Origin of the sequence: Microbacterium sp., from assembly GCF_030149085.1 — a bacterium.
Classification (GTDB): domain Bacteria; phylum Actinomycetota; class Actinomycetes; order Actinomycetales; family Microbacteriaceae; genus Microbacterium.
In genome coordinates this window covers 1-2,609 of record NZ_JASBSF010000333.1, presented here as the reverse complement: position 1 = coordinate 2,609, position 2,609 = coordinate 1, and the positions used below count along the sequence as shown (strand labels likewise).

The 2,609-nt window shown below is 70.1% G+C and carries 3 protein-coding genes; all 3 read right to left on the bottom strand.

Features of this window, described 5'->3' with window-relative positions:
- Positions 1-259 (bottom strand): alpha/beta fold hydrolase (locus Q1V87_RS13660; protein ID WP_300593969.1); only part of this gene is annotated, 259 nt, incomplete at its 3' end.
- 70 nt (positions 260-329) lie between these two features.
- Positions 330-1,838, bottom strand: coding sequence for an MATE family efflux transporter (locus Q1V87_RS13655; RefSeq protein WP_300593966.1), 1,509 nt, complete (start codon positions 1,836-1,838; stop codon positions 330-332).
- Between the two features lie 162 nt (positions 1,839-2,000).
- Positions 2,001-2,414, bottom strand: coding sequence for a VOC family protein (locus Q1V87_RS13650; protein ID WP_300593963.1), 414 nt, complete (start codon positions 2,412-2,414; stop codon positions 2,001-2,003).
- Positions 2,415-2,609 lie beyond the last annotated feature (195 nt).

Below are 2,609 nucleotides of genomic sequence, written 5' to 3'. Positions count from 1 at the left end.
CGCGGCGGTCATGGGGCTTGTCGCTGGCGCCGTGCCCGCGCTGGTCGACGCCCAGCACACGGAACCCGGCGCGTGTCAGGTCACGCACCCACCCGGTGTTCACCCAGTTGTCGCGACAGCTCGATGAGAACCCATGCACCGCCAGTACCGTCTGGGCGTCCGGATCGCCCCACGAGTAGGTGGCGATGCGGTAGCTCTCGCCGACCATGACGTACTGCGGGTCGGGCATCTCGATGAGCGGTCGCGGAGCGGCATCCATTCCCCCATTGTTCCCCGTGCGCCGCCGGCCCGGGCCGTGCCGCCGATTCCCGGTGGCACGGCCGGAGAGATCAGCGACGCAGCCGACGGCGCGCGCGCACCCGCGGGAGCCGTGCGAACAGCCGCCGCGAGCGCTCGGGGTCGGACACCGGCACGGGCGCGGTCACGACGGCGTCCACGACGAGCGAGCCGTTGGTCGGCCCGACGATCGGGATCGGCGCGGTGGGTGTGGGCGTGAGCGGCGAGATCGGCATTCGCAGCAATGCACGTCGCGCGTGCAGATACGCGGGCACGAGCACGACCACGGCCCCGATCCAGGCAAGCGGGTTGCTCCAGACGACTCCGACGAACCCGAACAGCGCGCCCAGCACGACCGCCGCCCCCACCCGCATGACTAGTTCGACGATGCCCGTCACGGTCGGAATGAGGGCGTGCCCGAGTCCTTGCAGGGCGCCTCGGATGACGAACAGGATGCCGAGCACGGCGTAGGTGAGACCGTTGATGACGAGCATCTCGGCGGCCATCGCGACGACCTGTTCGGCACCGCCGCCGACGAACAGCTCGACGATCTGGCTGCCGAAGGCGATCAGCACCGCACCCAGCACGGCAGCCGCGATGATCGCGATGCCCGTGGATTGGGTGACCCCGCGCAGGATGCGGTCGGGACGCTTGGCGCCGAAGTTCTGCGCGACGTACATCGACACCGCAAGCCCCAGCGACTGCAGCAGCGCGATCGCCAGACCGTCGACCCGGGATGCCGCGGTGTAGGCGGCGACTTCGGGAGTGCCGAGCTCGTTCAGCCGCACCTGCACCGCGAGCGTGCCGATCGCGATGATCGAGGCCTGGAAGCCCATCGGCAGTCCGAGCCGCAGGTGTTCGATGACGTCCGCCCGCTGCAGACGCCAGTCTTCGCGCCGCACGTGCAGAGCGGGCAGGCGGCGGCGCACGTAGTCGAGGCACCACACGACCGAGAGGGCCTGGGACACGACAGTGGATGCCGCAGCTCCCGCGACCCCCCACTGCAGGGGGCCGACCATGACGATGACGAGGGCGACGTTGAGCACGCACGCGAGGCTCAGGAACACCAGCGGGGTCCGTGAATCGCCGATCGCCCGGATGATCGCGGACAGGTAGTTGAAGAACATCACGGCGCCCGAGCCGAGGAAGCTGACCTGCGCGAAGACCGTGGCCTCGGGGATGAGCTCGGGCGGGGTCTGCAGCAGCACGAGCAGCGGCTCCGACAGGAGCGGCGCCCCGACGGTGAGGACGACGGATGCCGCGGCCGTGAGCGTCGTCCCGACGGCGACCGATCGGCGCACGGCGGCTGCGTCGCGCGCACCGAAGGCCTGCGCGGTGGGGATCGCGAAGCCGGAGGTCATGCCCCACGCGAAACCGAGGAGCAGGAACAGCAGGCTGCCGGTGGCTCCGACGGCGGCGAGCGCGTCGACGCCGAGCTGGCGTCCCACCACGATCGCGTCGGCGAACTGGTACAGCTGCTGCACGACGTTGCCGATCAGCAGGGGAATGGAGAAGAGGAGGATCACCCGCCAGGGGTGTCCGGTGATCAGGCTGCGCGCCATTCGTGCCCTCGAGTCGTGCGTCGGGATTCGGAAGACGGTGTCGTTGAGGGCACCGGCGTCAAGTGTATCGAATCGATTCGACCGGAAGCAAGGGCGAGAGGCGGCGGGGCGGACCGGAGGAGTCACCCCGGGGGCGGACCATCCGGTCGGCGCGGCTCGGGGTCAGACTGCGGACTGCTGGATGCGGATCAGGTTGCCCGCGGGGTCACGCACGGCGCAGTCGCGTACGCCGTAATCCTGATCGATCGGCTCCTGCACGATCTCGGCGCCGGCCGCCTCGAGAGCCGCGAAGGTCTCGTCCAGGTCGGGGGTGGCGAGATTGACGCCGAAGTAGCTGCCCTTCGCGATGAGCTCGAGCAGCATCGCCCGCTCCGCGTCGGTCAGCCCGGGGTTCGCTGCCGGCGGATGCAGGACGATCGCAGTGTCGGGCTGGCCGGCCGGACCGACGGTGATCCAGCGCATGTCCTCATAACCGACGTCGAGCCGCACGTCGAACCCGAGCACGTCTCGGTAGAAGGCCAGCGACTCCTCGGGGTCGAGGTGGGGGAGGAAGCTCGAGTGGATGGTGGTCTGCATACCGGTCACGGTAGTCCCGGCATCCGTTCACGCGCTTCTCGATTCGTGACGGATGCGCCGCGCGCTCAGGCCGGCTCCGGCATCCGTTCGGTGCGCCGCCGCACCGGGCGGGTGACCTGTCTGGCCACGCACGGCAGCAGCGCCGATGCCTCGTGCTCGGCCAAGCCGCGGTACACGCTCGGCGAGATCCCGACC

Excerpts from the sequence above, each read along its gene's own strand:
- Q1V87_RS13655 (WP_300593966.1), bottom strand. The coding sequence starts at position 1,838 with ATGGCGCGCAGCCTGATCACCGGACACCCCTGGCGGGTGATCCTCCTC.
- Q1V87_RS13650 (WP_300593963.1), bottom strand. The coding sequence starts at position 2,414 with ATGCAGACCACCATCCACTCGAGCTTCCTCCCCCACCTCGACCCCGAG.